At 68.7% G+C, this 25,993-nt stretch carries 26 protein-coding genes and 1 tRNA gene; 17 read left to right on the top strand and 10 right to left on the bottom strand.

Going from position 1 to position 25,993, the window contains the following annotated elements:
• Positions 1-360 precede the first annotated feature (360 nt).
• Complete coding sequence (locus LFM09_RS02350) at positions 361-1,560, top strand: glycosyltransferase (protein ID WP_414094532.1); 1,200 nt, start codon at positions 361-363, stop codon at positions 1,558-1,560.
• Here LFM09_RS02350 and LFM09_RS02345 read toward each other — a convergent pair.
• Positions 1,534-2,073, bottom strand: a complete 540-nt coding sequence (locus LFM09_RS02345; protein ID WP_414094531.1) for a TetR/AcrR family transcriptional regulator — start codon at positions 2,071-2,073, stop codon at positions 1,534-1,536. The genes LFM09_RS02350 and LFM09_RS02345 overlap by 27 nt on opposite strands.
• Positions 2,074-2,177: 104 nt before the next feature.
• On the opposite strand from LFM09_RS02345, the gene LFM09_RS02340 reads away from it, so the two are divergent.
• On the top strand, positions 2,178-3,053 hold the full coding sequence (locus LFM09_RS02340) for an alpha/beta hydrolase family protein (RefSeq protein ID WP_414094530.1): 876 nt from the start codon (positions 2,178-2,180) through the stop codon (positions 3,051-3,053).
• On the opposite strand, the gene araD is transcribed toward LFM09_RS02340, so the two are convergent.
• From araD to LFM09_RS02325, 3 genes are read right to left on the bottom strand one after another with little or no spacing between them, the layout of a single operon-like run.
• The gene (araD, locus tag LFM09_RS02335) at positions 3,015-4,736 is read right to left on the bottom strand and encodes an L-arabinonate dehydratase (protein ID WP_414094529.1); all 1,722 of its coding nucleotides are present in this window, start codon (positions 4,734-4,736) and stop codon (positions 3,015-3,017) included. The genes LFM09_RS02340 and araD overlap by 39 nt on opposite strands.
• Positions 4,733-5,638 (bottom strand): dihydrodipicolinate synthase family protein, encoded by a 906-nt coding sequence (locus tag LFM09_RS02330; protein WP_414094528.1) that lies wholly within the window; start codon positions 5,636-5,638, stop codon positions 4,733-4,735. Before LFM09_RS02330 ends, araD begins: the two co-directional genes overlap by 4 nt.
• Positions 5,625-6,272: a GntR family transcriptional regulator gene (locus tag LFM09_RS02325; protein WP_414094527.1), complete on the bottom strand. Its 648-nt coding sequence runs from the start codon at positions 6,270-6,272 to the stop codon at positions 5,625-5,627. The genes LFM09_RS02330 and LFM09_RS02325 overlap by 14 nt, the downstream gene beginning before the upstream one ends.
• 247 nt (positions 6,273-6,519) lie before the next feature.
• On the opposite strand from LFM09_RS02325, the gene LFM09_RS02320 reads away from it, so the two are divergent.
• Together LFM09_RS02320 and LFM09_RS02315 are read left to right on the top strand one after the other, a co-directional pair.
• Positions 6,520-7,029 carry a hypothetical protein gene (locus tag LFM09_RS02320; RefSeq protein ID WP_414094526.1) on the top strand — a complete coding sequence of 170 codons (510 nt, stop codon included), beginning with the start codon at positions 6,520-6,522 and terminating at the stop codon, positions 7,027-7,029.
• Positions 7,030-7,109: 80 nt separating this feature from the next.
• Entirely contained in the window at positions 7,110-8,009 is a 900-nt protein-coding gene (locus LFM09_RS02315; protein ID WP_414094525.1) for an RICIN domain-containing protein, read from the top strand.
• On the opposite strand, the gene LFM09_RS02310 is transcribed toward LFM09_RS02315, so the two are convergent.
• Complete coding sequence (locus LFM09_RS02310) at positions 8,002-8,427, bottom strand: VOC family protein (RefSeq protein WP_414094524.1); 426 nt, start codon at positions 8,425-8,427, stop codon at positions 8,002-8,004. The two genes, LFM09_RS02315 and LFM09_RS02310, sit on opposite strands and share 8 nt — an antisense overlap.
• A 206-nt stretch (positions 8,428-8,633) precedes the next feature.
• On the opposite strand from LFM09_RS02310, the gene LFM09_RS02305 reads away from it, so the two are divergent.
• From LFM09_RS02305 to LFM09_RS02285, 5 genes are all read left to right on the top strand, one after another.
• Entirely contained in the window at positions 8,634-9,557 is a 924-nt protein-coding gene (locus tag LFM09_RS02305; protein ID WP_414094523.1) for a DUF1996 domain-containing protein, read from the top strand.
• 123 nt (positions 9,558-9,680) lie between these two features.
• Positions 9,681-10,232, top strand: a complete 552-nt coding sequence (locus tag LFM09_RS02300; protein WP_109637237.1) for a sigma-70 family RNA polymerase sigma factor — start codon at positions 9,681-9,683, stop codon at positions 10,230-10,232.
• Entirely contained in the window at positions 10,229-10,936 is a 708-nt protein-coding gene (locus LFM09_RS02295) for an anti-sigma factor family protein (protein WP_414094522.1), read from the top strand. Before LFM09_RS02300 ends, LFM09_RS02295 begins: the two co-directional genes overlap by 4 nt.
• Positions 10,937-10,987: 51 nt before the next feature.
• On the top strand, positions 10,988-11,320 hold the full coding sequence (locus LFM09_RS02290; RefSeq protein ID WP_414094521.1) for a hypothetical protein: 333 nt from the start codon (positions 10,988-10,990) through the stop codon (positions 11,318-11,320).
• A gap of 13 nt (positions 11,321-11,333) precedes the next feature.
• Entirely contained in the window at positions 11,334-11,951 is a 618-nt protein-coding gene (locus tag LFM09_RS02285; protein WP_414094520.1) for a hypothetical protein, read from the top strand.
• On the opposite strand, the gene LFM09_RS02280 is transcribed toward LFM09_RS02285, so the two are convergent.
• Positions 11,940-12,884: a zinc-binding dehydrogenase gene (locus LFM09_RS02280; protein WP_414094519.1), complete on the bottom strand. Its 945-nt coding sequence runs from the start codon at positions 12,882-12,884 to the stop codon at positions 11,940-11,942. The two genes, LFM09_RS02285 and LFM09_RS02280, sit on opposite strands and share 12 nt — an antisense overlap.
• A gap of 98 nt (positions 12,885-12,982) precedes the next feature.
• Between LFM09_RS02280 and LFM09_RS02275 the strand changes: the two genes are divergently transcribed.
• On the top strand, positions 12,983-14,806 hold the full coding sequence (locus LFM09_RS02275) for a penicillin acylase family protein (protein WP_414094518.1): 1,824 nt from the start codon (positions 12,983-12,985) through the stop codon (positions 14,804-14,806).
• 49 nt (positions 14,807-14,855) lie between these two features.
• Here LFM09_RS02275 and LFM09_RS02270 read toward each other — a convergent pair whose 3' ends face one another.
• The 4 genes from LFM09_RS02270 to LFM09_RS02255 all read right to left on the bottom strand — a co-directional run bounded on the left by LFM09_RS02270 (position 14,856) and on the right by LFM09_RS02255 (position 20,328).
• Positions 14,856-16,244: an aminobutyraldehyde dehydrogenase gene (locus LFM09_RS02270; protein ID WP_414094517.1), complete on the bottom strand. Its 1,389-nt coding sequence runs from the start codon at positions 16,242-16,244 to the stop codon at positions 14,856-14,858.
• Positions 16,241-17,857 carry a thiamine pyrophosphate-binding protein gene (locus LFM09_RS02265; protein WP_414094516.1) on the bottom strand — a complete coding sequence of 539 codons (1,617 nt, stop codon included), beginning with the start codon at positions 17,855-17,857 and terminating at the stop codon, positions 16,241-16,243. The genes LFM09_RS02270 and LFM09_RS02265 overlap by 4 nt, the downstream gene beginning before the upstream one ends.
• Before the next feature lie 93 nt (positions 17,858-17,950).
• Positions 17,951-18,889, bottom strand: a complete 939-nt coding sequence (gene speB / locus LFM09_RS02260) for an agmatinase (RefSeq protein ID WP_414094515.1) — start codon at positions 18,887-18,889, stop codon at positions 17,951-17,953.
• Positions 18,886-20,328, bottom strand: a complete 1,443-nt coding sequence (locus tag LFM09_RS02255) for a sodium:solute symporter (protein WP_414094514.1) — start codon at positions 20,326-20,328, stop codon at positions 18,886-18,888. The genes speB and LFM09_RS02255 overlap by 4 nt, the downstream gene beginning before the upstream one ends.
• Before the next feature lie 82 nt (positions 20,329-20,410).
• On the opposite strand from LFM09_RS02255, the gene LFM09_RS02250 reads away from it, so the two are divergent.
• The 7 genes from LFM09_RS02250 (at position 20,411) to LFM09_RS02220 (ending at position 25,931) form a co-directional block, all read left to right on the top strand.
• A complete protein-coding gene (locus LFM09_RS02250; RefSeq protein ID WP_414094513.1) occupies positions 20,411-21,841 on the top strand; it encodes a PucR family transcriptional regulator in 1,431 nt (476 codons plus the stop codon).
• A 143-nt stretch (positions 21,842-21,984) separates the two neighbouring features.
• Positions 21,985-22,056: transfer RNA gene (locus LFM09_RS02245), tRNA-Glu, on the top strand.
• Positions 22,057-22,175: 119 nt separating this feature from the next.
• The gene (locus tag LFM09_RS02240; protein ID WP_414094512.1) at positions 22,176-22,841 is read left to right on the top strand and encodes an SAM-dependent methyltransferase; all 666 of its coding nucleotides are present in this window, start codon (positions 22,176-22,178) and stop codon (positions 22,839-22,841) included.
• A 25-nt stretch (positions 22,842-22,866) separates the two neighbouring features.
• Entirely contained in the window at positions 22,867-24,327 is a 1,461-nt protein-coding gene (locus LFM09_RS02235) for a LuxR C-terminal-related transcriptional regulator (protein ID WP_414094511.1), read from the top strand.
• A gap of 78 nt (positions 24,328-24,405) precedes the next feature.
• Positions 24,406-24,837, top strand: coding sequence for a hypothetical protein (locus tag LFM09_RS02230; RefSeq protein WP_414094510.1), 432 nt, complete (start codon positions 24,406-24,408; stop codon positions 24,835-24,837).
• Between the two features lie 71 nt (positions 24,838-24,908).
• A complete protein-coding gene (locus LFM09_RS02225) occupies positions 24,909-25,196 on the top strand; it encodes a hypothetical protein (RefSeq protein ID WP_414094509.1) in 288 nt (95 codons plus the stop codon).
• A gap of 66 nt (positions 25,197-25,262) precedes the next feature.
• Entirely contained in the window at positions 25,263-25,931 is a 669-nt protein-coding gene (locus LFM09_RS02220) for a DUF4383 domain-containing protein (protein ID WP_414094508.1), read from the top strand.
• Positions 25,932-25,993: the final 62 nt, after the last annotated feature.

The raw sequence follows: 25,993 nt of genomic DNA, 5'->3' as shown, positions 1-25,993 counted from the left end.
CGCGCCTGAGTCGGAAGGAAAACGGAAGCCCCCGGACATCTCGTCCGGGGGCTTCCCCTGTGCCCGGTGATCTGGAGAGGATCGAGCTGAGGAGGTGATCGGCGATGTCGTGGCGGCGCGTGCTCGGGGTGACCGGGCTGCTGGTGGCGGTGATGGTCGCGATGGGCACGATCGTGTTGGTGCTGTAGGACGGGAACGGGGCGCCTGTGGCGACTACGGCGCGCTGGCTGTCCTGACCGTGAGGACCAGCTCTCTCCCCACTTCAACGTATAGCGCACAGGGGGTCTTGCGGCAAGACCCCGGTGATGCCGCAAACTCACCGGCCTCAGCAGGAATCAGTGAGGACTGGGGAGTCGCGAAGTGCGTGTTGTGCTGGCCGGATACGGATCGCGTGGAGATGTCGAACCGCTGATCGCCCTCGCGGTGGCCTTGCAGGCAGCGGGTGCGGAAGCGGTGGTGTGCGTGCCACCGGACGAGGAGTTCGTTTCCAGGCTTGACGAGTTCGGCGTGCCGTTCGTCCCGTTCGGACAGTCGGTGCGCGACCTGGTGACCAGTGGCCGGGTGGATCCGCCCAAGGTGGCGGCCGCGCTGGTCGACGAGTGGTTCGGCCCGGTCGCGCAGGCGGCTGAGGGGGCTGACGTGCTGGTGGCGACCGGCCTGATGCCGGCGGGTGCGCGGACGGTGGCCGAGCACCTGGGCCTGCGTTACGTGCTCGCGATGTTCCACACCATCAGCCTGCCGTCGCCGCACCGCAGGCCGTCGGGGCGACCGGGCAAGCCGTTGCCGCCGGAGGAGACCGACAACCGGGTGCTGTGGGCCATCGACGCGGAGAACGTCCAGGCGATGTACGGCCCGGCGCTCAACTCCAACCGGGCGGCGCTCGGCCTGCCACCGGTGGACGACGTCCGAGACCACGTCTACACCGGCGAGCTGTTGCTGGCGTCGGACCCGTTGCTCTGGCCGTCGGAGGAGCTGATCAACCTCGACGTCACCCAGACCGGCGCGTGGATCCTGCCGGACACCCGCCCGCCGGCGCCCGAGCTGCAGGCGTTCCTCGAAGCGGGCGAACCGCCGGTGTACGTCGGCTTCGGCAGCATGCCGATGCACACCTCCAACGACGTCGGCCGGGTCGCCGTCGACGCGGTCCGCGCCCAAGGTCGCCGCGTGCTCCTGGCCAGTGGCTGGGCCGATCTGGCGCACAGCGGTGACGACTGCTTCGTCGTCGGCGAGGTCAACCAGCAGGCGTTGTTCCAGAAGGTCGCTGCCGTCGTGCACCACGGTGGCGGCGGTACGACGACGACCGCAGCGAGGGCCGGTGCGCCGCAGGTGATCGTGCCGCAGATCGTGGACCAGCCGTACTGGGCGCGCCGCGTCGAGGACCTGGGCATCGGTGCGGCACACGACGGTCCGGCGCCGACGTTCGAGTCGTTGTCGGCCGCGCTGAAGACGGCACTGGCTCCCGAAACCCAGGCTCGTGCAAGCGAAATCGCCAGCAAGGTCCGTGCGGACGGGGCGGCTGTGGCCGCGAAGTTGCTAGCGGGCCAGGCCGTCGAGCAGTAGCCCGATCAACCGCCGAGGGTTGTAGCGCGGGTCGTCATCCCTGCCGATGCAGAGGTTGCCGATCCCGCGCATCAACTCGTACGGCTGGATGTCCTCGATCCCGCTCGCCTCCAGCAACGAGCCGCACACCGGCCCGAGCCGTTCGATGAAGTACGCGTGCAGCTGCTCGAACCCGCCGCTGTCCGACTGCAACGCCTGAGCCAGCCCGTGCTTGGTCACCAGGAAGTCCACGAACAGGTCGACCCAAGCTCGCAGCGCCGCGAACGGTGTGTCCGAAGTGGACAGCAAGGCAGGCCCCGCCTCCGCGCACGCCTCGACCTGGTGCCGGTACACCGCGACCACGAGGTCCGCTCGGGTGGGGAAGTGGCGGTAGATCGTGCCCATCCCGACGCCCGCCTCGGCCGCGATCTCCCGGATCGGTGCGTCGACGCCGGACCTGACGAACACCTCGGCCGCGGCCGCCAGCAGCGTCTGCTCGTTGCGCACGGCGTCGGACCGCCTGCTGCGTGCCACCACACGTGCTCCCTTCCCGCAAGGTTGACAAAGCGGAACAGCGCTCCGTATCGTTCCGGAACGTCGCTCCACTTATGGGTGACAGGCTACTCGAAGGGAACCCCATGGCCGTCTTCACGGTGAGCCCTGTCGTGCTCGAAATCCCCGGCAGGCCCGTTGACCTGCAGCTCAAGGTCTCCGCCCCGACCGAAGGGGAAAGCCACCCGATCATCCTGCTGTCGCACGGGCAGGGCTATTCGAACCACCTGTCCTCACTGAACGGCTACGCCCCGCTCGCGAACCACTGGGCCGAGCAGGGCTTCGTCGTCCTGCAGCCGACGCACCTGAGCAGCAGGACCCTGAGCCTGCCCGACGCCCCCGGCGCGCCGATGTTCTGGAAGGAACGCGCCGAGGACATGTCGCACATCATCGACCGGCTCGACGAGATCGAGAAAGCCGTGCCACAGCTGCAAAACCGCCTGGACCGCAGCAAGATCGCGGTCGCCGGCCACTCGATGGGCGGCCACACCGCGAGCCTGCTCCTCGGCATGAAGACCGAGAACACGAGCCTCAAAGACAAGAGGGTCAAAGCCGGAGTGCTGCTCGGCTCGACCGGTCGCGGCGAAGGGCTCACCGACGTCGTCAAGGAGAACTACTCGTTCATGCTCAGTGCGGACTTCAGCGACATGACCACCCCGGCGCTCGTCGTGGCCGGCGACAAGGACGCGTCCGAGCACCTCACGGTCAACGGCCCCGAGTGGCACATGGACCCGTTCCACCTGTCGCCCGGCCCGAAGGACCTCCTCGTGCTCGAAGGCGGCGAGCACGGGCTCGGCGGCGTCTCCGGGTACGACGTCGCCGAGACCACGGACGAGAGCCCCGAACGGGTCGCCACGGTGCAGCGGCTCACCACCGCCTACCTGCACACGAGGCTGAACAACACCAACGACTGGCAGGAAGCGCTAGTGGGCGTTGGGTTCCGGGTTCACTCCCGGCCGTGACAGGAACTCGAAGTCGCAGCCCTCGTTGGCCTGCGTGATGTGCTCGTAGTACAGAGCGCCGTACCCGCGTTCGAACTTCGGCGGCGGCGCGGTCCACTCGGCGCGACGCCGTTCCATCTCCTCGTCGGAGATCTCCACGCGCAACACGCGCGCCTCGACGTCCAACGTCACGAGGTCGCCGTCCTGCACCAGCGCCAGCGGACCACCGACGTGCGCCTCCGGTGCGACGTGCAGAACGCAAGCGCCGTAAGAAGTTCCTGACATCCGCGCGTCCGACACGCGCACCATGTCCCGGACGCCCTCCTTCAGCAGCTTGTCCGGGATCGGCAGCATCCCGTATTCCGGCATGCCGGGCCCGCCTTTCGGGCCGCCACCCGCGAGCACGATCACCGAGTCGCGCGTCACCTCCAGTGCCGGCGAGTTGATCCGTGCCTGCAAGTCCTTGTACCCGTGGAAGACCACGGCGGGCCCGGTGTGCTTCCACAACGAAGGTTCAGCCGCGACGTACTTGATCACCGCGCCGTCCGGTGCCAGGTTGCCGCGCAGCACCGCCAGTCCACCCTCGGCGGAAATGGGGTCGTCCACCGGCCTGATCACCGAGGAGTCGTACACCTCGGCACCTTCCAGGTCCTCGCCGAACGTCCGCCCGGTCACCGTGATCCGCTTGAGGTGCAACGAATCCCGCAGCCGCGACAGCAGTCCGCGCAGACCGCCCGCGTAGTAGAAGTCCTCCATCAGATGAGCACCCGCCGGCTGAACGGACGCCAGCACCGGCACCTCACGTGACAGCCGGTCGAAGTCGTCCAGCGACAACGAGATCTGCGATCGACCGGCCATCGCGATCAGGTGGATGTAGGAGTTCGTCGAGCCGCCCAGCGCCAGCACGGTCCGGATGGCGTCCTCGTACGCCTCGGCCGACAGCACGTCACCGATCGTCAGCCCCTCGCGCACCATCTCGACGACCCGCGTCCCGGACGCCGCCGCCATCCGGTAGTGCGCCGAGTCGACGGCCGGGATCGACGACGCACCGGGCAAAGTCAGCCCCAGCGCCTCGGCGGCGGCCGTCATGGTCGACGCCGTGCCCATCGTCATGCACGTGCCGGGGGAGCGGGCCAGCCCGGACTGGATCTCCGCCCAGTCGGAGCCGGAAATCGTCCCCGCCCGCTTCTCGTCCCAGAACCGCCACATGTCCGTGCCGGAAGCGAGCTTCTCGCCGCGCCAGTTGCCGCGCAGCATCGGCCCGGCGGGCACGAAAACCGTTGGCAGCCCAGCGGAAGCCGCACCCATCAGCAACGCGGGCGTGGTCTTGTCGCAGCCGCCCATCAGAACGCAGCCGTCCACGGGGTAGGAGCGGAGGATCTCCTCCGTCTCCATCGACAGCATGTTCCGGTACAGCATGGGCGTCGGCTTCTGGTACGTCTCCGACAGCGTGGAAACCGGGAACTCCAGCGGATATCCGCCCGCCTCCCAGACGCCGCGCTCGACCTGCTTCGCCCGTTCGCGCAAGTGCATGTGGCACGGGTTGATGCCGCTCCACGTGTTCAAGATCGCGATGACCGGCTTGCCCAGATGCTCAGCAGGGTTCATGCCGAGCTGACGCATGCGGGCGTTGTGCGAGAACGCTCGCAGCCCCTCGCCGTCGAACCACTCCGCGCTGCGCAGTCCTTTTTCGGGCAACGTCACAGCATGCTCCACGAGTTGAGCAGCACACCCACGGCGGAACGGTCGGCCTCCGCCAGCAAGGAAGCCGGCGGCCGCACGTCACGACGGCACAACCCCAGCTGCGCCAAGGCTTCCTTCACCACGGACACGTTGTTCGCGGACTCGTTCAACGCCCGCAGCTCTTCGAACTTGCGGATGAACTCCCAGAACTCCATCGCCGCACCGAACTCGCCGACCTGCAACGCGCGGAACATCTGCACCGACAACTGCGGGGCGACGTTCGCGAGCCCGGACGTGAATCCCGTTGCCCCCACGGCGAAGTAGCCCGGCGCCGACAGCTCGGCCAGCCCTGCCACCCAGGTCAGCCGCTCCAGCCCGGCATCCCTTGCCACCGAAGCAAAGCGAACGGGATCCGGCACGGCGTACTTGACGCCCACGACGTTCGGGCACGCATCCGCCAATGCAGCGATCTGCGCACCCCCGATCCGCGGGTTCCGCACGTAGAGGATCACGCTCAGCTCGGGCACGGCGGAAGCGATCGCGCGGTGGTAGTCCACCCACCCGTCCAGCGACACGTACGGGTGCACCGGCTGGTGGATCATGATGCCCTGAGCGCCGGCCCGATCCGCGAACCGCGCGGCCTTGGTCGCGGTGTCGAGATCGTGCCCGACCCCGGCGACGATCGCGGCCCGGTCGCTGACCGCGTCCACGGTGATCTGCAAAGCACGCTCGGTCTCGGCGGACGACAGCGTGTAGAACTCGCTCGTGTTGCCGTTCGGCGTGACGACCGAGACGCCGCCCTCCACCATCCGGTCCACGATCGCGGCGTAGTTCTTCTCGTCGATCCCGCCGTCCTCGGTGAACGGCGTCACCGTGATCGCCACGACGGACGCGAGCCGTTCGGAGAGGTCATCGAACGCCATCGGGAAGCTCCTCAACTACTCGGTCGGCGAAGGTCTGGATGTGGCGGCGGAGGAGTTCGAAGGCGAGGTCGCCCTTGCCCTGCACGGCGGCGGCCAGGATCGCGCGGTGCTCGGCGGCCTCGTCGTCCCAGGTCGGGCAGATGCCCCAGCCGGCGACGGTGATCAACGCGGCCTGGTCGCGCAGGCCGTCCAGGATCTGGATCATCAACGGGTTGCCGCACCCGGCGTACAACGCGCGGTGGAAGCGGCGGTTGGCCAAGCTTCGCCGCGCGAGGTCGGACACGTCCTCCAACGCCAGCGCGGCATCGTCGAAGGAAGCTCCGAGCAGCACCGCGCGCCGGAGAGCTTCCGGCTCCATCAGCATCCGCACGTCGTAGACCGAGTTGGCCATGGCGGCGTCGACCGTGCGCACCGCGGCGCCCTTGTACGGGCTCATCACGACGAGACCGGATCCGGCGAGTGTCTTGAGCGCCTCGCGCACGGGCGTCTTCGAGACGTTCAGCGTGGCGGCGAGATCTGTTTCCACGAGCGCCTGACCGGGCTTCAGGTTTCCGTTGAGAATCGCTTCTTTGATCGATTCCAGAACGAAGTCCGTTCGAGACGCGGGAGGCGCGTCCACCCGGTCATACATCATATATGAGACCCTACGAGCCCCCGGAGGCCCAGGTCAACCGTCTTGTGTGGGCTGCACAACGTAGACGTATCTGAGTTGAACCAACTCACTCGTGGGCTCGTTTTGAAGGTGTCGGTCACCGCAAGTACGCGGGACTGGAGAAGGGGAAAATGAGTGAGTCGTTCCGCGTAGCCAGTGTCCATTGCCGCGTCCGCCAGCGCATGGCACCGAACGTCCTGGGCACCAACGAGTTGAACGAGATCGACACATGCTGATGGAAGAACTGCCACCGGAGGCCGCGCTGGACGGCCCTCCGCAGAACGCGGACCACCTGCTGCGGCGAACGCTGGGCACGGTCCGCGAACAGAGACATCTGGCCGTGCGACGCCGTGGGCGCATCACGGCCCTGACCTCGACCTTCATGGTCGCCGGCGTGCTCGCCGGTGGCGTCTGGCTGGGCCAGGGACTGGGTGTGGGCGGTACCGGCGACGCGGGCGAGATCTTGCAGGGGACCTCGTCGGCCGGCGCCCACCTGGCCGTGAAGGTCACCGACACCGAGGGCGGGCTGCGGCTCGTCGCCACCGTCGACGGCATGCAGGACGGGGAAGCCTGCTGGCTGGTCGTGCACACGAAGGACGGACGGACGTTCACCGCCGGCTCCTGGAGAGCGCACGACGGTGAGGTGACGCTGGCCGGCTCCGCGATGGTGCGGGCAGAGGACGTGGCCGGGGTCAGCGTCGTGAACCACGATCACCAGCCGCTGGTGACCGCGAACTAGTTGATGAGCTGGGTCACTTTCGTAAACTCTTGTTTAGAAGCGGCCCTTCATCAGCGGTTTCTCCGTTACCCTGCGGGAGCATGACTGGTAGATCATTGGGTGTCGCCGCCATCGCGGCCGCGTTCACCCTGGGGGCCATGACCACAGTTCCCGCGAGCGCCGAGCCCGCCGGGAACCCGATCATCGAGCTGAAGAGCGTCGCCAAGGGTCAGTGCATGACGGCGACCACCACCGATCACTTCCTCGTCGAGCTGGCCGACTGCACCGGCGCGCCGAACCAGCGCTGGGAGGAGGTCGCGGCGCCGGACGGCAACTCCTACCTGCGCAACATCGCCGACAGGAAGTGCCTCGACGCGGAGTTCGCCGTGGCCGGCGACCAGTGCGACGAGACCGACCAGGTCCAGCGCTGGCGGCTGGAGACCGACGCCTCCGGAGCGCGGAAGCTCAGGGTGAGCTTCGGTTGGTACGCCAGCACCGCTTGGTACGGCGGCGAGTTCCACATCGGTATCACGACCGAGGAACCGCAGGACACCGACGACCAGCGGTGGGAGGTCACCGAGGTCGGCACCGCGCCGGCCAGGCCGGACACCACCGGCGCCGCGATCTCGATGGAGAGCTCCGGTCGGCCGGGCCGGTGCGCCGACGGCATCGCGATGGTCGCTTGTCCCGGTTCGCCGTTCCAGCGGGTCGAGCTCGGCGGCGGTGTGGTCCAGCTGCGCACCGAGACCGGCTGCTTGCGCGCCAAACCGGATCAGCGGCACGACAACGTCGTGGACCTGCTCGGGGACTGCACCGTGACCGACAGGGCGCAGCAGTGGCAGCTGACGTCCGACCTGTTCGGCGGGCACCTGGTGCGCAACGTCGACAGGGGCACGTACCTGACGCCGCTCGCCACCGACCTCGGCCACTTCTACAAGGGATTCGGCGGCCCTGGCGCGCAGGTGCAGCGCTGGGTCTTCACCCTCGCCGGGACTAGGTAGCGAACACCTGCGAGTCGTCGGCGAACGCCTTCACCTCGATGGCGTTCCCCGACGGGTCGCGGAAGAACATCGTCCACTGCTCACCGGGCTCCCCGGCGAACCGGCGGTAGGGCGCGATCACGAACTCCGTGCCCGCCGCCTGCAGCTTGTCGGCGAGCAGGAGAAACGCTTCGACGGTGAGCAGCACGCCGAAGTGCGGCACCGGCACGTCGTGGCCGTCCACCGGGTTGTGCGCGGCCTGCGGGCGCGGGCCGTCGACCAGGTGCGTCACGAACTGGTGGCCGTAGAGGTTCCAGTCGATCCAGCGCTCGCTCGACCTGCCCTCGGGGCAACCGAGCACGCCTCCGTAGAACGCGCGGGCCTTGGCCAGGTCCGTGACCGGCACCGCGAGGTGGAAGCGAGGGATGGTGGGGGTCATGGTGATGACGTTCCTTCCGCTCGACGGAGGAATTTGAACCCTGCGCTTGCCGCAATGTCAACATTCGGACATCGACGAGCTGTTCACGTTGAGGACGGCGGAAGAACACCTGCGCGGGCCCTGCACGGAGCCGGTGGAGCAACGGTGAACGTCCGAAGTGAGACAGCGGCCTGTCGTCTCGCTGGCGCGCTTGGCAAGCTGTAGCCGTGGCCCCGACCAAACCGATGACCTTCGCAGTGGCGGCGGTCGCGGTACTCGTGCTGGTGGCCTCCGTCGTCGTGCTGTGCGGAACGTCCAGCGCGGACCAGTACGTCAGCGAGCTCGACCAGGTGCGGACCGAGCCGGAGACGCCGAACGTCGTCATCCGGTGTGGGACGAACACCGAACGGCACCTCAACGCGGACAACCCGGTGGTCTCGCCGGGCATCCCGTTCGGCGCGCACCACACACACGAGTACGTGGGCAACAGGTCGGCTGACGCGAAGTCGACGAATGCCTCTCTCGCGGCCGCGTCCAGCACGTGCGAGAGGGACGACCTGTCGACGTACTACTGGCCGGTGCTGCGCCTGACGGACGGCACGGGACACGACGCGCACGCCGAGGGCGGCGGCGTTCACGGCAACACCGGTGAGGTGTTGCAGCCGAAGACCGTGGAGATCCGGTACGAGGGCAGCGCGGTCAGCAACGTCCTGCCGATGCCGCGTTTTCTGCGCATGATCACCGGCGATCCGATGGCGTTCACCAACAACTATGGGCCAAAAGTGCGAGCCCAGTGGGGCTGTTCGGACAAACCTGGTCGCTTCACGACGAAGTACCCGCTGTGCGCAAGCGCGACCACGTTGCGCAGCTACGACTTCGCCAGCTGCTGGGACGGCAACAACACCGACAGCGCGTCACATCGCACCCACGTGGTGTTTCCGCTGGTCGGCGGCGCGTGCCCGCCCCGGACGTTCCCGATCCCGCGGCTGCGCGTCACCGTCGGTTACGACATCCCGGCGGGCCGGCCGTTCGCGATCGACAGCTTCCCCGAGGAGATGCGCGACCCGGCGACCGACCACGCGATGTTCATCAACGTGATGCCGGAGGCGTTGATGAACGAGTTGGTCGGGCACCTCAACGGATCCCGCTAACATCCGCGAGAATTCTTTAGTCCAAACCTCGTTGAACCGATCCTCGGATCCACTCGTGTGTCGGCTGAGGTCTGTGAAGAGAACGCCCGCACGAGGTGTTCGCGGGCGGGGAGGAGTGGGTGGATGGCGGCTTTGTTCTCCCGCAAACGGGAGACCGCGGCCGACGAGGCACTGATCCGGTCGCTCTACGAGGAGCACGGTCGGGCACTGCTGGCGTACGCGACGCGGTTGACCGGCGATCGGGCGGCGGCCGAGGACGTGGTCCAGGAGACCCTCGTCCGCGCGTGGCGCCACCCCGACGCCCTCGTGAACGGCAAGGGATCGGTGCGCGGCTGGTTGCTGACCGTGGCGCGCAACATCGTCACCGACCGCGTGCGTGCGAAGGCTGCGCGCCCGCAGGAGGTGGCCGAGTCACCGGCGACGCCACCGATCGAGCGCGACCACGCTGACCAGGTCGTCGACTCCGTGGTGGTGCTGGAGGCACTGGACCGGTTGTCCTCGGACCACCGCGACGTGCTGATGGAGATCTACTTCCGCGGTCGCAGTGTGACGGAGGCGGCGGAAGCGCTAGGGGTGCCACCGGGCACGGTCAAATCGAGATCGTATTACGCGTTGCGAGCCCTGAGGGAGACGTTCGTCGGTCAACAGGTCGCACTGAAGGGGGTGGCCGGATGACCACGCAGCACGACCCGCAGCTGCTCGGTGCCTACGTTCTAGGAGCACTGGACGAGCAGGAGGTGCGCGCCATGGACGAGCACTTGGCGTCCTGCCCGGACTGCACGCGTGAGCTCGAGGACCTCCGTGCGATGGAGGCCTACCTCGGCGAGGTGCCGCCGGAGGCCATGCTCGACGGGCCGCCGGAGGGCGGCGACCTGTTGTTGCAGCGCACCTTGCGTCAGGTGCGTTCCGAACGAGGCGGCGTCGCACGGCGTCGTCAGATCACCCTCGGTGCCGCGGCTGCCGTGGTGGCGGCCGTGGTTCTCGGAGCCGGCGTCTTCGTCGGCAAGGCGACGTCGCCCGGTGACAACGTGGCGGCGCCGACCCAGACCGTGGCACCGGATCCGTCCGGTACCAAGCTCGCCAGCTTCACCGACCCGGTGACCAAGGCGTCGATGGCCGTGAAGGTCGTTCCCGCCGCCGGTTGGGTGCGCACGAACATGGCGATCAACGGCATCCCCGAGGGCGAGAAGTGCCGGATCTTCGTTGTGGCGAAGGACGGCAGCCGCCAGGAGGCAGGTTCCTGGGTGGTGTCGAAGAAGGGCGCCGCCGAGGGCACGAACCTGGACGGCTCCGCACTCGTGGCACCGGCCGACGTCAAGTCCGTTGTGGTGGAGAACTTCGCGGGCAAGAAGTTCGTCGAGGTCCCGATTCAGGCCTGACCGAGGGGAAATGGGGTCGTCCCTTGTGGACGGCCCCATTATCTTTGCCCGGTGTCGTCACATCTGTTCATCGGCGAGGACTGCTGGAACTGCTCCAGCGGCACTGTGGGCTGGGCGCTCGAGACCATCGCCGACAACGTCACGAACCCCGCGGTCGCGGCCGAGCTCAGGGAGTTCTCCAGCGGGCTGATCTTCGTGGAGGACTTCGGCCGGACCCACGGCGCTGCGGCGGCCGAGGAGATCGTGCAGGTCATCCGCACGAAGCTCCGCCCGGCGGCGCTGGCCGAGGAGAAGCCGGAGGTGCGCGAGTACCTGGTGCCGATCGTCGACGAGCTGGTTGAGATGGCGGAGCGTTGGCGCGGCTTCGAGGTCGAGGCCGGCTGAGGCAGGAGCACCTGTGTCCGGAATTTTCGTGATCGACCGCGAGGACGGCCCGTGGGGCGCCGAGGCCGAGATGTGGGACGCGCCGCGCGGTGTGTTCTTCTGGGCCGTCGAGACCATCGCCGAACGCGTGCGCGACGAGGAGCTCGCCGCTCTGCTGCGGGAGTTCCTGGCCGGCGGGTACGGCTGGCTCGCGCTGACCTGCTACACCCCGGAGCAGGCCACCGAGATCGTGCGCGTGATCCGCGAGGAGCTCCGGTCCGCCGCGGACGCCGGGCTGCGGGAGATCGTCGACGACCTCGTGGCCATCGCTGACCGCTGGACCTCCGGCACGCTCGTGTCCGCGACGGTGCGCCTGGATCGTCCGGGAGGGAAGCGGGATGACGTCCCGCAGTGGGACGCCACCGCCGCCGACGTGGACTGGGTGCGCGGTGTTCTTTCCCGCCACGTCGCTTCCCCCGCGCTCGCCACCAAGCTGGCCGCACATCCGTTGAAGGCCCCCGACTGGCTTTCCTTCAAGGAGTTCAGCGACGACGAGGTGGACGAGATGCTCGCGGTGATCCTGGCCGAGCACGAGTCCCTGCCCGCGCTGGCCGACCTGGCCGCCGAGTGGGACGCGGTGTCACGGCCTTAGAACGACCTTCCCGACGGTGGCGCGCGACTCCAGCGCCGTGTGGGCCTGCGCGGCGTCCTTCAGCGCGAACGGCGGGTTGACCAGCGGCACGAACCGCCCGCTGGCCAGCCCCGCCATCGACTCGTCTTCGAGCGTTCGCAGCCCGCGCCGCATCAGCCCGGGTCCCAGAGCCACCGTCGCCGTGAGGCTGTTGGCGAACAACGCCTCCGTGCTGATCGGCGTCGACTTCCTGGACGCCCAGCCGTAGATGATCTGCCGGCCGCCCGGCCCCAGCGTCTTCAACGCCTGCTCGCCGACGTCGCCCCCGACCCCGTCGAGCACCACGGTCATGTCCTTGAGCCCGTCCGCCCACCCCGGCCGGGTGTAGTCGATCGCCGCGTCGGCGCCGTTGTCCATGACGAGGTCGAGTTTCGAGGCGCTGGCCAGCCCGACGACCCGCGCGCCGACGTTGCGCGCCTCCTGCACGAAGAGCGTCCCCATGCCGCCCGCCGCCGACGTCACCAGCACCACGTCGTCCGCGGTGAGCTTGGCCGCGCCGAGCACGCCGACCACCGTGCGCCCGGTGCCGATCATCGCCACCGCCGCCTCGAACGACACGTTGTCCGTCAACTCGTGCAGCGCGCTCACGTTGGCCACGGCCAGTTCCGCGTAACCGCCGTTGGCCTGCCCGAGGTGTGCGACGACTCGCCGTCCGAGCCAGTCGGGGGAGACGTCCGGACCCAGTGCCGTGACGACACCCGCGACCTCGCGACCAGGCGTCATCGGGAACTCGACGGGCCCGAACCCGCCCTTGCGGATCGTGGTGTCGACGAGGTGGACACCTGCGGCCGCGACCGTGATGCGGACCTGGCCGGTGGTGGGCTCCGGGTCGGGCACCTCCTCGAACAGCAGGTTCTCCGCCGGACCGAACTCGTACTGCCGAATCGCGAACATGCTCCAGGACGCTATGAGCTCGACCTAACTGGAGGTCAACAGGCGATCTGAGGCAATCCGGTGGCGGGTCGTGGCACGAGTGTGCTAAAAACACAACTGTGCTAAAAACCGTCATCGCGAGCCTGCTCCTGGTCACGTCGGCGCCCGTTGCGCCCGCCGTGGCCGGTCCGGAGCAGGTGCCGCACGTCGTCGCGTCCAACTACCGCGGCCTGGGGGACGGCATCGGGTTCGGGCAGGCCAAGGCTCACCTGTGTGATCTCGCCAAGATGTTCAACGACCTCGCCTCCGATCCGCAGTTCCGGGACCTCGAAGAACGGCAGGTGGTCGAACGGATAGTCGCCCAGCCGCCGCCCATCGGGCCCACGCAGCAGGTTCGTGACCTGTTCTCGGGCTATGTGCGGGGCTACAACCGTTATGCGGCAGCGCATCCCGGATGCGGCGCGAGGCCGATCAGCGAGGCCGAGCTCTACCGGTTCAACTACGTGTCGTCCAACGAGGGGATTTTCCGGGCGTACGAAGGGATCTGGCCGTCGCCACCGAAGGAGCAGAAGGAGCGGGGCAGCAACTCCATCGCCGTTGGTTCTAGGGGTACCAACGGAGGTAAGGGTGTGCTGCTGGGGAACCCGCACGTGCCGTGGTACGGCATGGTGTCGTTCTGGCACGCGCGGCTGACCATTCCAGGCAAGGTGGACGTCGAGGGCACCACACTCCTCGGCATTCCGATGGTCTACAACGGGTACAACCGCGGTGTCGCGTGGTCCGCGACCATCTCCACGGCGGCGAGCTATTCGCTGACGAAGCTGAAGCTGGTCGACCGGTACACGTACCTGGTGGACGGCAAGCCGGAGAAGATGATCGACCGCGGCACGCACTGGGACACCCGCTTCGGGCCGGTGACGCGGGCGTTGCGGACCAACCCGCACCTGACCGGGTACGAGCTGACTCCGTTGCCGTGGACCGAAACGGAGGCGTACGCGGTCACCGACAACGCGGCGGACCGGCTCGCGGCCGTGAACTCGGCGGCCGGGTTCCTGGAGGCGCGGACCACCGGTGACCTGAAGGCCAGTCTGGTCAAGCATGGTGGCACGGTGCGCACGAACATCGTCGCCGCCGACAAGCGCGGCAAGACGTTGTACGCGGGCATCCAGGTCGTGCCGGACGTCGCCGACGAGTGCGTGGTGGACCGGGAGTTCCTGCGCCGCAACAGCGTCGCGATCGTCGACGGCACCCGGTCGGCGTGCAAGCCCGGGTTGCTGGGCATGGACAGGATGCCGTGGATCGAGAGCGACACCTACGCGACGAACTCCAACTCCTCGCACGCGTTCGTGCGGGCGGACAAGCCGCTGACCGGGCTGCCGCCGGTGTTCGGGAACGAGACCGTCATGAACATGCGCACCGAGTTCGGGCTGAACGAGATCCCGCGCCACCTCGGCCGGTACGACGCGGCGACCATGCAGAAGCTGGTGCTGGAGAACAGGAACACCGCTGCGGAGAAGTACCTCGACAAGATGCCGTGCACGCGCGAGGAGTGCGACGTCTTGAAGAAGTGGGACCGCCGCAACGAGATCGGCAGCGTGGGGGCGTTGCTGTTCGACCGCTGGTTCGCCGCGGGCGGTACGGAGGCGGCGTTCGACGAGGTGGTCGCGGAGCTCGGGCCGAAGATCTATCAGCCGTTGGGGGAGAACCAGTACCTCGTGCGGGACGGCAGGAAGATCCCGCTGCACGGCGGACCGGGCTCATCCGGCGTGTACAACCTGATCAACATGGATTGGCAGAAGCAGGACGTCAGCGACGGGTCGAGCTTCATCTTCGCCGTCGAGTACACGGACAAGGCGTGCCCGACCGCGTACACGCTGATGGCGCCCGCCCGCCCGGATCTCTACTCCGCAAAGAAGTGGCAGAAGGGGGCTCTCTGCCGCTAGAGCCCTTGAGGCTCGCGTCGTCGGGGGCGCGAGCCTCAAGGGCCCAGGTCTAGTGGGCGATCATCACGTGCTTGACGCGCGTGTAGTCCTCAAGGCCGTGCATGGACAGGTCCTTGCCGTAGCCCGACGCGCCGAACCCGCCGTGCGGCATCTCGGACGCGACAAGGCCGTGCGTGTTGACCCACACGATGCCGAAGTCGAGCCGCGCCGTCAGCGACGCGGCTCGACCCGTGTCACGGGTCCAGATCGAGGACGCGAGCCCTTGCGGCACACCGTTGGCCAGCGCGATCGCCTCGTCGTCGCTGCCGAACGACTGCACGGTGATCACCGGCGCGAACGCTTCCTCTTGGACGAGCTCGTCGTCCTGGGCGAGTCCCGAGATCACGGTGGGCTCCAGGAAGAAGCCGGCGGCACCGTGCTGCTTCCCTCCACAGTGGATGGTCGCGGACGACCGGGACAGCAGCCCGAGCACACGGTCCAGCTGAGCCTTGCTGTTCAACGGGCCGAAGTCCGCACCGGGAACCTGCGCGGACGCCGCTTTCGTCAGCGCCGCAACGAACTCGTCGTGCACCGCCGAGTGCACCAGCACGCGGGTGGCAGCGGTGCAGTCCTGGCCGGCGTTGTAGAAGGCGGCGCCCACGATGCCTTCGGCCGCGGCAGCGACGTCCACGTCGTCGAACACCAGGACCGGCGCGTTGCCACCGAGTTCGAGGTGCGTGCGCTTCACAGTCGCGGCGGCGCTGCGGGCCACCTCGATGCCGGCGCGGGTGGAGCCGGTCAACGAGACCATGGCGGGAACGGGGTGTTCGACCAGCGCCCGGCCGGTGTCGCGGTCGCCCAGCACGACGTTGAACACGCCCGCGGGCAGCACCTGAGCAGCCAACGAGGCCAGCAGCACGCTGGACGACGGCGTGGTGTCGGCCGGCTTCAGCACGACCGTGTTGCCGGCGGCCAGCGCCGGGGCGATCTTCCACACGGCCATCATCAGCGGGTAGTTCCACGGCGTGATCTGCGCGATCACGCCCACCGCCTCACGCCGCTGGTACGAGGTGGCGCCGGGGATGTACTCACCGGCGGCGGCCGTGCCGAGGGCGCGGGCGGCTCCGGCGAAGAACCGGATCTGGTCGGTGCACTGCGGGATCTCCTCGTCGAGCACGACCGAGCGGATCTTGCCGGTCTCCCGGATCTCGGCGTCGGCGACCGCGGAAGCGTTGGCCTCCAGGAGGTCCGCGAGCCTGAGCAGCGCCAGCTGACGCTCGCCCGGGGTGGTGCGGGACCACGCGGGGAAGGCCGCCTCGGCCGCGCGCACCGCCGCGTCGACCTCGGCGGAGCGGGAGATGACCGCGCGGCCGAACTCCTCGCCGGTCGCGGGGTCGACCAGCGCCGACGTGTCGTCAGCGGAAACCGTGGTGCCGTTGATGAAGTTCGCGACGATCACGTGTGCTCCAGGTGCGTGGGGGCGAACATGCGCAACACCGCGGGCAGGACCACCACGTGCGGACCGTCCCCGGCGAACGCCTTGGCGAGATCTTCGCGCAGCGTCTCGGGAGTGCTGCGGGTGGCGGGCACGCCGAAGGCCTCGGCGAGCGCCACGAAGTCGGGGCGGGTCAGTTCGGTGGCGGTGGCCTGGCCGAACGTGTCGGTCATGTACTCGCGCAGGATGCCGTAGCCGCCGTCGTCGACGATCAGCCACACCACCCGCGAGCCGTGCTGCGCGGCGACCGCCAGCTCCGAGAGGCCGTACATGGCGCCGCCGTCACCGGACACCGCCAGCACCGGTCCGTCGACGGCCGCCGCGACGCCCAGCGCCGCCGGGAACCCGTAGCCGAGGCCGCCCGCACCCTGCGCCGAGAACTGCGCGCCACCCCGTGGATCCCACGCCGACCAGGCCCAGTAGGCCAGGATCGTCATGTCCCAGCAGGTCGGCGTGCCCTCCGGAACGGCAGAGCGCAGCGCGGTGAGCACCTGCCACTCCAGGTCGAGCTCCTGCTCGGCGAGCCGGGTCCGCACCTGCTCCAGCAGCCGGCTGACGAGCGACTCGGAGATGCCGTCCTCGGTCCGTGCCGTCACGCCGGAACTCAAGGTGCGCAACGTGTGCCGGGCGTCGGCGTGAATGCCGAGCGCGGGGTAGTTCGACTCCAGCTTGCCCAGATCGGCCTCGATCTGGACGACCTGCCCGGTGGGGCGGAACGTCCGGTAGTTGCTGGACAGCTCGCCCAGCCCGGAACCGACCACGAGCAGCACGTCCGCGGAGGCGAGGAACTCCGTGGTGTGCCAGTCCTCCAGCCACGACTGCGCGGAAAGCGGGTGGTCCCAGGGGAAGTTTCCCTTGCCGCCGAACGTCGTCACGACCGGCGCCCGCAGCTTCTCGGCCAGCTCCAGCAGCTCGTCCCGCGCGTGCAGGGCGCCGCCGCCGGCCAGGATCACCGGCCGGGCAGCGCCGTCCAGCAACCGCACGGCCTCGGCGACCAGCTCCGGCCGCGGGTGCAGCTCGCGGGCGGACCAGGACATCGACGTCACCGGTGGCACGGAAGCCGGGCCGAGCAGCACGTCCTGCGGGATCTCCACCCACACCGGCCCGAACGGCGCGGTCAGCGCGATCTCCCACGCCTCGGCCAGGGCCGACGGGATCTGCGACGCGTGCCGCACCACCCACGCGTGCTTGACGACGTCGCGGAACGACGCCAGCTGGTCGGTCAGCTCGTGCAGGTACCCGCCGCGCACGCCACCAAGTCCGGCTGAAGGGATCTGCGACGAGATGCCCAGCACCGGTGCCGAGGCGGCGGCGGATTCCTGCAGTCCGGCCAGGGTTTGCAGCGCGCCAGGCCCGGTCGACACGAGCAACGGCGTCACCGAGCCGGTGATCCGCGCGTGGCCGTCGGCGGCGAAGGCGGCGTTGACCTCGGTCCGCGAGCCGACGTAACGCAGGTCGGAGCGGCGAAGCGCGTCGAAGAGGCCGAGTGCGTGCTGGCCGGGGATGCCGAAGACGGTGTGGGCGCCGAGGGCTTCGAGGGTTTCGACGACGACGTCACCGCCGTTGCGCTCGCTCACCTGCCCTCCCCAGCGGCCGGCAGGCTCACGACGTCGACGCTCACTGCCCCTCCCCAGATGCCTGCAGGCTCACGAGGCCGTCCACCGCGCTGCTCACTGCCCCTCCTTGAGCGCCAACAAACTCACCAAGTCGTATGCCAAGTGCGACGCTGCCACAGAAGTGATGTCCGCGTGGTCGTAGGCGGGGGCCACTTCGACCACATCCGCACCCACGAGGTTCAGCCCCCGCAGCCCGCGAACGATCTCCAGCAGCTCCCGCGAGGTCATGCCACCGGCCTCAGGTGTCCCGGTACCGGGCGCGTGCGCGGGATCCAGCACGTCGATGTCGATCGACACGTACAACGGCCGGTCGCCGATCCGCTGCCGCAACGCGTCGACGGTCTCGTCGACCCCGCGGCGCATCACGTCGGACGACGTCACGATCCCGAACCCGAGCCGCCGGTCGTCTTCGAGATCCTTCTTGCCGTACAACGGACCCCGCGTGCCGACGTGCGAGATCGCTTCCGTGTCCAGGATTCCGTCCTCGACCGCGCGCCGGAACGGCGTCCCGTGCGTGTACGGCTCGCCGAAGTACGTGTCCCACGTGTCGAGGTGCGCGTCGAAGTGCAGCAGCGCCACCGGCCCGTGGATCCGCGAAACCGCTCGCAGCAAAGGCAAAGCGATCGTGTGGTCACCGCCGATCGTGACCAGCTTCGTGCCCTCGCGCTGCAGATCGGAAGCGGCCTGCTCGATCGTCTCGATGGCCTCGCCGATGTGGAACGGGTTGACCGCGATGTCCCCGCCGTCCGCGACCTGGACGCGTTCGAACGGCGCCACGTCCAAGCCGGGGTTGTAGGGACGCAGCAGCCGGGAGGCCTCCCGCACGGCCGAGGGCGCGAACCGCGCTCCCGGCCGGTACGAGACGCCCGTGTCGAACGGGACTCCCACCACCGCGACGTCCGCGTGCGCCACCTGGTCCAGGCGCGGCAGCCGGGCGAAGGTCGCCGGGCCCGCGTAGCGCGGGACCTGCGAGGAGTCGACGGGGCCGATCATGCGTTCACCAGTTCCTCTTCGGTTGCGTTCCCTGCCACCCGGCGTTCCCAGTTCGCCAGCACCGCGTAGTCCGTGGGCGGCGTGAACAGGCTGACGACGACGTACGACACCAACGACGCGCCGAGGCTGTAGTAGATGGCCTCGTTGGCGTACACGTCGACGAAGACCATGAACCCGATCGCGGTCAGCGAGCCGAGCGCCATCGACACCATGGCACCGACGCGCGTTCCGCGCTTCCAGACCAGGCCGCCGATGATCGCGACCAGCAGGCCGCCGACGAGGATGTTGTAGGCGACGGTCAGCGCGGCCACGACGTCGTTGAGCGCGACGGCGATGGCGATCGCGACGACACCGATCACCAGCGTGAACATCCGGTTGTTGTGCACGTCGGAGGCAGCGGTGTCGTCATTCTTGGCTTTGCGGCGCCAGATGTCGTTGGACGCCACGGTGGCGCACGCGATGAGGGCGCCGGAGGACGTGGACATCATCGCGGCCAGCGCGGCGGCGAGCACGAGCCCGCGGACACCCGTCGGCAGCAGGTTCTCCACGATCGTCGCGAACGCCTCGTCCTTGTTCGCGATGTCCGGGTACAGCGCCTTGCCCGCGAGGCCGATGAGCGCGCCCGCGACGGCGTAGACGAGGCAGTACAGGCCGGAGGTGATGCCACCCCAGGTCGCGACCTTCGGCGACTTGGCGGTGAACACGCGCTGCCAGATGTCCTGGCCGATCAGCAGGCCGAAGACGTAGATCAGCAGGTAGGTGATGATCGTGCCGGTGCCGATGTTGCCGACCTCGAACATCGCCGGGTCGTTCAGGCGTTGCTGGATGCCGTCGAACCCGCCCGCGGTGATCAGGCTGATCGGCAGCAGCAGGAACAGGATGCCGACGGTCTTCACGATGAACTGCACGATGTCGGTGAGCGTGATCGACCACATGCCGCCGAGCACGCTGTACAGCACCACGATGCTGCCGCCGATGATCACGCCGATGCTCTTCGGCAGTCCGAAGAGGACGTTGAAGATCGTGGAGTAGGCGATCGTGGAGGTGACGGTCAGCATCAACGTGTACGCGGCCATCACCAGGCCGGAGATCATGCTGGAGTTGCCGCCGTAGCGCAGATCGAGCATCTGGCTGACGGTGTAGACCTTCAGCTTGACGATCCTGCGCGCGAAAAGTGCGCTCAGCAACAGGATTCCGAGGCCGATGGCGAACACCATCCAGGCGCCGGAGATGCCGTACTTGTAGCCGAGTCCGACGCCGCCGATGGTCGACGCGCCGCCGAGCACGACGGCGGACATGGTGCCGGAGTACATGCTGAAGCCGAGCCTGCGTCCGGCGACCAGGTACTCGCTCTTGCTGGTGGCGCGCCTCATGCCCCACCAGCCCATGCCGATCATGCCGAGCACGTAGGCGGCGATCACCGCGTAGTCGAGAGCCACTGTTGGACCTCCTTGGGTTGCAGGTCACAGTAGGAACGCGGGCTGGCGCTGATAAGTGGTCGTTCTGCACAATCGTCGGACCATGGTTGTGCAAACCGTCCCACTCGCTGATCTGGTCGCGCGAGTCGATCTCGGGCTGACCGTCCTGTGTGGAGCCGGCGCGCTGGACCGGCCGATCCGCTGGGCGCACGTGTCCGAGCTCGAGGACCCGACGCCTTACCTGGTCGGCGAGGAGCTGCTGCTCACGGCCGGCGTGCGGTTCCCCTCCGACGTGCCCGCGTACGTCGCCGGGCTGGTGTCGTCCGGGGTCTCGGCGATCGGGTTCGGGGTCGAGCCGGAGTTCCCCACGGTGCCGTTGTCGCTGGTGGAGGCGTGTGAGGCGTTGGGCATGCCGTTGCTGGAGGTGCCGCCTTCGACGCCGTTCCTCGCGGTGTCGCAGGCCTTGGGGGCGTTGCTCGCGGAGATCGCGGTGCGGGAGCAGCGGATGCTCGCGGACAGCCAGCGCGCTCTGACCCGTGCGGCTACGCGCGTGCGTCCCGTGGAGTCCGTGTTGACGACTCTCGCCGTGGTGCTGAACTGTCGCGCTGATCTTGTGGACCTTGCGTCGGCGCCTGACGACGTCGCTTCTCTCGTGGGGAGGGTGGCGTCGGGGTCGGGGCCTCGTTCGGCTTCCGCCCACGTGGGTGAAGACCACGTGACGCTGGATCCTGTCGAGGCCGCGGTGCTGGTGGTGCGGCGCCCGGTTCCGTTGTCGGCGGCCGAACGGGCTGTGGTCGCGGTTGCGCTGGCGTTGTTGGGGTTGCTGCGGCGGGATGTGGAGAGCGAACGCGGGCGGCTGGCTCGGCTCGCTGCCTCGGCGTTGCTGCGCTCGCAGGTGTCGGGGCTGGTCGGCGGATTGGTGTCGGGGTTGGCCGGCGTGCTGGGGCCGGGGCCGTACCGGGTGGTGGCGGGGGAGTCGCGGGCCGACTACGACGTGTTGGCACAGAGGTACGGGCCGCTGGTGTCGAAGGTGGAGGACGGGTTTCTGGCGCTGGTGCCGGCGGGGGTCGAGGTGTCGGGGCCGGTCGGGGTGTCTTCGCCGATCGTCGAACCCTCCACCGCACCCCGCCCCGGCCCTCACCCCGGCCCCGCTCTCGCCCCCAGCTCCCACGCCATGTCCGCAGCCGCGATCGAGCGGGCGGCGGCGGAGGCCGAAGCGTTGCTGGCGCGGGCCAAGGCCACCGGCGAACCTGCGTTCCCGGCGTCCGATTTGTCCTCCCTGGTCGACCCCGTGGCGGCCCGCGAGTTCGCCCGCCGCGAGCTCGCGGCCCTCCTCGGACGCCCCGAACTGGTCGAGACGCTGCGGGCCTGGCTGGGGCAGCACGGCAGCTGGGACAGGGCCGCGGCGGCCCTCGGCGTGCACCGCAACAGCGTTCGGCACCGAATCTCGCACGTCGAACGGCTGCTCGGTCGTGATCTTGGTTCGGCCGACGCGCGGGCCTCGCTGTGGCTCGCGCTGACGTGGCTCGATTAATTCCTTTGCGGCCGGGCCGTGTTCTCGGTCATCATTGTTCCATGTTCACCGCAGAGGAATGGGCCGGAGCGCCCTCAAGGCTGTGACCAGCCAGTTTTATTCCTTCTAATCTCTGCGAGCATTTGTTTTCAATGCTCGTCCTTGGCGTGTTCGTCTAGTGGTCAGGACGCTGGACTCTCAATCCGGAAACACGGGTTCGATCCCCGTACGCGCTACGTGGCCCGGTCTCAGTGGGGTGGACCGGGCCCGCCCTCGGCCGGGTCCATGTCAGACGGACCCAAAGAATCTTCGAAAACATCGCCCGAATGGTCTAGGCGCCAGTTACGCTCTGCGAATGGCTGCGGTCCCCGCCTTCGCACGCTACGAGGTCGACGTACGTCGGCCGAACGCCGCGCGGATCCACGACTTCTATCTGGGTGGCGCGCACAACTACGCCGCCGACCGGGCGTTCGCCAAGCAGGCCGTCCGGATCGACCCGGAGCTGCCGCTCGTGACCCGCGCGCACCGGGTGTTCCTCAGGCAGGCCGTCCGGCACTGCTGGGCGGCCGGTGTGCGTCAGTTCCTCGACCTCGGCTCGGGCATCCCGACGTGCGGTGCGACGCACCAGACGTTGCCCGACGCGCGTGTCGTGTACGTCGACTCGGACCCGGTGACCGTCGCGTTCGGGCGCGGTCTGCTGCGTGGCGAGCCACGGGCGTGCGCGGTCGAAGCCGACCTGCGCCGGCCCGAGCAGGTGCTGAGGCATCCGGGCGTGCTGTCTCATCTCGACCTGCGTGAGCCTTACGCGGTGTTGATGGTCGACGTCCTGAGGTACGTGGACGACGCGACCGGGCCTGGACGGGTCGTGCGCCGGTATCGGCACGCGTTGCCCGCGGGAGGGTTCCTCGTCGTGTCGCACCCGGCTCCGGTCGAGCAGCTGATGGAAGGCCTGTCGATCGAGGCGCCGAGTGTCGTTCCCGGGGCTTATGCGGGGATCGGGCGCAAACCTGGCCGTATCTGACAGCGTTGTCGCCGCTCCTACCAACGTGCGGGAAGCGCTGGAGCGGGCGAAGGCGTTGCGGTGGGCGGGACGGCCGGCAGACGCGGCTTTGGAGCTGCGCAAGGCACTCGCCACCGCCGACGACCGGTGTGAGCTGCTGTACCTGTTGTGGGACTGCCAGTTCGTGCTCGGCGACCGGGCCGCGGCGCACGAGACCCTGCTGGAGGCCAAGGGGTTGGCCTCGGGGCCGATGGTCGCGCGGGTTGCCGTCGCCGAAGCCAGTTGGCTGATGTCGCAGGGTTCGTACGTCGATGCGCTGGCCAGGGCCTCGGTCGAGACTGACGATCAGGCTGTTCTTGCCCACGCGTTGAGCGTTCGGGGTGTGTGCGAGGCGTTTCTGGGTGATGTGGAACGTGGTGTCGCCACTCTGGAGGACGCGCGCACGGCCGCGCATCGCAGCGGCTGCATCCGTGAGCTGACCCGTGCTGTCGGCAACCTGACCTACGTGCTCGGCAGCTCCGGGCAGCATGAACGCAGTGCGCGCATCGGCAAGGAAGCCTTGACGCGCTTGGGGATTCAGGGTTTGGCGCCGACGTTCAGCGGCGTGCTCCGCTACAACCTCGCGTCCAGCCTGCTCGCGCTCGGGCGGTGGCCGGAGCTGGCCGCGCTGGAGGTGCCGGACAGCATTCCCGGCAACAAGGCCGCGCGGATCCTGCTGTGTCAGGCGGAAGCGGTGGCGTTGCAGGGGCAGGACCCGGACGACCTGATCGAGGAGGCCGAGAAGGCCATCGACGGGCCGGATGCGCTGTTCACAGCCCAGTGCGCTTATGTTCGCGCCGTCGCGGCCAGGGCTCAGGGGCGGTTCCGGGCGGCGGTGGAACTCTGCCGCGAGACCGTTGCTGATCCGCCGGAAGCGTTGACCCACGGTGAGATTTTGAGGCTGTGCGTGGAAGGCCTCGGCGCGGCGCGGGATCTGCAGGCGGCTGGTGGGCGCGTCACGAAGCTGGACGATCCGGAGGCGACAGAGCGGGAGTTGCTTTCTCGTCTGCCGGTGCCGTGCGGGCCGGAGGACGAGGTGTGGCGGCGGGTCGCGTTCGCGGAGGCCGGTCGTGACTCGTGGGCGGAGATCGCTGTTGCGTGGGACCGGCTGAAGATGCCGTACCCGGCCGCGTACGCGCGAACCCGTTGTGGTGAACCGGAAGCGCTGCGGCAAGCCGACCGGGTCGCGCAACGCTTGCGCGCCTTGCCGCTGGTGAAGATGATCGACCGTCAGGCGCGGCGGCAGCGCATCCCGTTGCTGCGTCAGGACAAGCCGAAGCTCGGCACGTTGACGCCGCGCGAGCGCGAGGTGCTGGAGCTGCTGGGATGGGGCCGCACCAACAAGGAGATCGCCGCGGAGCTCGTGCTGAGCGTGCGGACCGTCGGGCTGCACGTGTCGCACGTGCTGGCCAAGCTCGGCGCGAGCAACCGGTCGGAGGCGGCGCGGATCGCCCGCGACCAAACGTAGGTATTGCTCTGGATGTGGCGGACACACGACCTGAGTTCTCCTTGAGGGGCAACAAAACCCCGACCCAGGAGAAGTTCCATGAACCTGAAGCGCATCGGAGCCGTGTTGTCTCTCGCAGGCGGAATCGCCGCCGCCACTGCGGGAACGTCGCACGCGCAGGCCGCCATGGCCGGTGGGTGCGAGCTGCGCATCACCGAGGTGCGGGCACTGGACCTGCAGGAGACGCCCACCGACGAGATCTACCTGCGGGTCGGAGACGAGAGAACCGGCGCCCGCACGTTCACCGAAGGCCAGACACGCGAGGCTTCCGAGCTCGGAAACCCGGACCAGATCACGGAGTTCATCGCGCCGGGAGGCTTCGTACCGGTGTCCGTCGTGGAGGACGACGCGCTGGTGGACACCGTCATCGGCTCGTTCCGCGTGCCGTGCCGCCCTGCCTCGGTCGAGCGTGACGTGGCCGGTGCCGGGGCGTTCTACCGGGTCTCGTACGTCGTGACCCAGCTGCCGTAACCACAGAATTCCGGGCGCCGCACGGTGGGCGCGGCGCCCGGAGCCCACCACCTGTCGAGGGGGATTTCGCCATGAATCCGACCGAACCACCCACCAACCACGAGCTCTGGGCCGTGCTGCACGTCGACGAGTTCCAGTTCCGGCTGGTCAAGCCGTGGAACCTGGACACGCTCGCAGCCGCCTTGCGCAACGCGGCCGCGCGGGGAACGCAGGTCGAGGTCCGCGCTTACAACGAGCAGAACGCCGAGATCACCGTGCTGGTGAACCCCGCGCGTGCGCGTGTGGTGCACATCGGCAAGCGGAACGTGGTCGTGCCGCGCAACGGCATGCCGGACGTGTCGGTGGTCCGGGCCGGGTGAGCTGCGTTTGACGGAGCGTGAGGTCGGGTAGCCGTCCGGCGACAAGTACGGAGCCTGGAGGGCGTCATGACCCACCGCGTCACTGTCAAGGTCGCCGGTCTGCAACCGGTGCAGATGCTGGCCGCCCTGGCCGGTATCGCGTTCATCGTGTTCGGCGTCGTGGGCTTCACCCGGACCGGGGTGGGCGACTGGTCCACTCACTCGTTCGTGCTCGGGTTCGCCGTGAACCCCCTGCACAACCTGGTGCACGTCGTCGTCGGCGTGCTCGGCCTGCTCATGGCCCTCGGGTCTGGGACGGCCCGGTTGTACGGGTGGCTGCTGTTCCTCGGCTATGCCGCGCTCTTCGTGTGGGGGCTGATGATCACCGGCATCCTCGCGCAGAACCCGGCGTCGGAGTTCGGCAACCCGTTGGCGCTCAACACGAACGACAACTGGCTGCACCTCGGCCTGGCCCTGTTCGGTCTGCTGCTCGCGGTTCTGCCCGCGCGCCGCAAGCTGATCGAGGAGGGGCTGGACGAGGAGGAGCCGGAGCTGCCTCAGCAGAGGTCGGCCGCGTTCCGGGACGCTGACGAGCCCGCTCGTGAGCGCCGGATCGACGAGCCCACCACCCGCGAGCACCGGATCGAGGAGACAGATCCGACGGTCAGCCCGCGCGAGCGGGAGCCGATCACCAACGAGAAGGCGGCCGTTGATCCGAAGACGGACCGCGTCGACAAGGACAAGATCAAGCACTGAGCGTCAAGCGCTGAGAGCCCTGTCCGGAACAGACGCGCCGTGAGAGCCCACATGCGGCTCTC

The sequence above is a fragment of the Lentzea alba genome (assembly GCF_047445655.1).
In the GTDB taxonomy this organism is placed as follows: domain Bacteria; phylum Actinomycetota; class Actinomycetes; order Mycobacteriales; family Pseudonocardiaceae; genus Lentzea; species Lentzea alba_A.
The sequence above is the reverse complement of the archived record's forward strand: the minus strand, read 5'-3'. Positions and strand labels throughout refer to the sequence as shown.

Bases quoted from the DNA above. Each gene is read 5' to 3' on its own strand.
- LFM09_RS02340 (WP_414094530.1), top strand. From the start codon at position 2,178: ATGGCCGTCTTCACGGTGAGCCCTGTCGTGCTCGAAATCCCCGGCAGG.
- LFM09_RS02330 (WP_414094528.1), bottom strand. From the start codon at position 5,638: ATGGCGTTCGATGACCTCTCCGAACGGCTCGCGTCCGTCGTGGCGATC.
- LFM09_RS02325 (WP_414094527.1), bottom strand. From the start codon at position 6,272: ATGATGTATGACCGGGTGGACGCGCCTCCCGCGTCTCGAACGGACTTC.
- LFM09_RS02320 (WP_414094526.1), top strand. From the start codon at position 6,520: ATGCTGATGGAAGAACTGCCACCGGAGGCCGCGCTGGACGGCCCTCCG.
- LFM09_RS02315 (WP_414094525.1), top strand. From the start codon at position 7,110: ATGACTGGTAGATCATTGGGTGTCGCCGCCATCGCGGCCGCGTTCACC.
- LFM09_RS02310 (WP_414094524.1), bottom strand. From the start codon at position 8,427: ATGACCCCCACCATCCCTCGCTTCCACCTCGCGGTGCCGGTCACGGAC.
- LFM09_RS02300 (WP_109637237.1), top strand. From the start codon at position 9,681: ATGGCGGCTTTGTTCTCCCGCAAACGGGAGACCGCGGCCGACGAGGCA.
- LFM09_RS02295 (WP_414094522.1), top strand. From the start codon at position 10,229: ATGACCACGCAGCACGACCCGCAGCTGCTCGGTGCCTACGTTCTAGGA.
- LFM09_RS02280 (WP_414094519.1), bottom strand. From the start codon at position 12,884: ATGTTCGCGATTCGGCAGTACGAGTTCGGTCCGGCGGAGAACCTGCTG.
- speB (WP_414094515.1), bottom strand. From the start codon at position 18,889: ATGATCGGCCCCGTCGACTCCTCGCAGGTCCCGCGCTACGCGGGCCCG.
- LFM09_RS02250 (WP_414094513.1), top strand. From the start codon at position 20,411: ATGGTTGTGCAAACCGTCCCACTCGCTGATCTGGTCGCGCGAGTCGAT.
- LFM09_RS02240 (WP_414094512.1), top strand. From the start codon at position 22,176: ATGGCTGCGGTCCCCGCCTTCGCACGCTACGAGGTCGACGTACGTCGG.
- LFM09_RS02230 (WP_414094510.1), top strand. From the start codon at position 24,406: ATGAACCTGAAGCGCATCGGAGCCGTGTTGTCTCTCGCAGGCGGAATC.
- LFM09_RS02225 (WP_414094509.1), top strand. From the start codon at position 24,909: ATGAATCCGACCGAACCACCCACCAACCACGAGCTCTGGGCCGTGCTG.
- LFM09_RS02220 (WP_414094508.1), top strand. From the start codon at position 25,263: ATGACCCACCGCGTCACTGTCAAGGTCGCCGGTCTGCAACCGGTGCAG.